The sequence below is a fragment of the Cyclobacterium xiamenense genome, from assembly GCF_009467825.1.
Classification (GTDB): domain Bacteria; phylum Bacteroidota; class Bacteroidia; order Cytophagales; family Cyclobacteriaceae; genus Cyclobacterium; species Cyclobacterium xiamenense.
Genome location: NZ_WIOK01000072.1, coordinates 1 through 1,574, shown reverse-complemented (window position 1 = coordinate 1,574; position 1,574 = coordinate 1). Strand labels below are relative to the sequence as shown.

The window sequence follows — 1,574 nt, the reverse complement described above, 5'->3', positions numbered from 1 at the left end:
GCTCTATTATCGGGAAATCGGTCTTTAAATTCGAATATAGACAGACTCTTATACTTCTTTTCCATAAAATCAGCGTTTAACGACAATATAGCCTTATTCTGACCATTTAACAAACGCCTTATTCAATTATTTTTTTTATCATCCTTCTTTTAATAGCTGGTTGCGGAAGTCCCGAAAATGGAAATATCGGGCAACAAGGGCAACTTACTTTTTCTTTAGACACCGTACTGGTCGATCCGGGAGATGAAATTCTTTATCTCAGGGCAAATCTGAACTACGCTGAATTGTCAGCAGATGGAAGGTTTCTATACAATTACAATCCCACGGACCATTCCCTGGAAAAAATAGACCTGGATGAATTAAAGTTCGTTGAGAAAATACCCTTTGAAAGGGAAGGGCCTCGAGGTACTGGTCCTTTTTTTACTCCTTTTTTCTTGTTGGGGGTAGATAGCATTTTAGTGGCGGGGTCTCTGAAGCATGCAGCGATTTTTAATTTGGAAGGAGAGAAATTAGAGGAAGTGAAAATTCAGGAGGTACTGGACCAGTCAGGTATTTTGGATGGAGGGAATCGTTTTCGCATTAACTCGGTAATTCCCGGTTCTGAAAACCGGTATTTCGGCTTTGTAACAGACTGGACGGCCAAGTCCAGGCAATTGATAAAAGTGGATGCGTCTGATGGTACAATTACCGAGTTGGCACTTCCGGCGTTTGATAAGCTGGAAGAATACCATGTGACACAATTCAGTGGGGGGCAGGTTAGTGGTTTTTTAGTATCTCAGATTATGCTTCAAACGGAAGGAGAAAACATCGTAATCAGCAATAATGTATTCGATGAATTGTACGTATACCTTCCTGAGAAAGATAGTTTGCTATTGAAAACCTATGAAAGTCGATTGACGCCCAACCAAAAAACGCCTTACTATCCCAAGCAGGTAGAAAGTGATGAGGCGATGGAGCGAATAAGGGCAACCGGAACGGCAGAAATTAATTTTGAGCGGTTACTTTGGGACAAAGTCACTACCCGATATTACCGGTTTTCCTATCAGGCAGACGTCGAAACGGTTGAGAAGGATGGGTGGTTTTCCCTATCTGCTACAAACGTTCGGGTTTACCTGACAGTGTTTGACAAAAACCTGGAGATGATAACGGAGGCCATCGTACCCCAGTTGACCACTATTCCACAAACCTACTTTGTCAAGGATGGTGCCATCTGGATTTTTGAGAATATGGAGGATGAGCTGGGTTTTTTGCGGCTTAATATAGCGTTATGATGCTGGTCGATGGCTGAATGGTGCGAAGGGTACCCGCAATCCCCGGACTTTTCTGGGTTTTGTGGCTGAGGTCATTCAGGCTTCAAAGTTGAATAGGTATCTTTTGGCAGAAGTGATTTGAGAGGCGATTTATAAAGGTTGGACTCAAGTAAAATTAATTCTTTTTACGGACCCTTCAGGGCAGTTAATCATTATTTCTTTGAGCCCAGGCCTGAAGGGCCTGAACACCAATAACCGTGGGTGCAGCCCACGGCTGATGGACTAGCGATTATCACCAACCCCGGCAGGGGTTGAACCTGATTT

General features: G+C 43.3%; 1 protein-coding gene. It reads left to right on the top strand.

Features of this window, described 5'->3' with window-relative positions:
• The first annotated feature begins 125 nt into the window (after window positions 1-125).
• Complete coding sequence (locus GCU44_RS22870; protein ID WP_154859705.1) at window positions 126-1,271, top strand: DUF4221 family protein; 1,146 nt, start codon at window positions 126-128, stop codon at window positions 1,269-1,271.
• Window positions 1,272-1,574 lie beyond the last annotated feature (303 nt).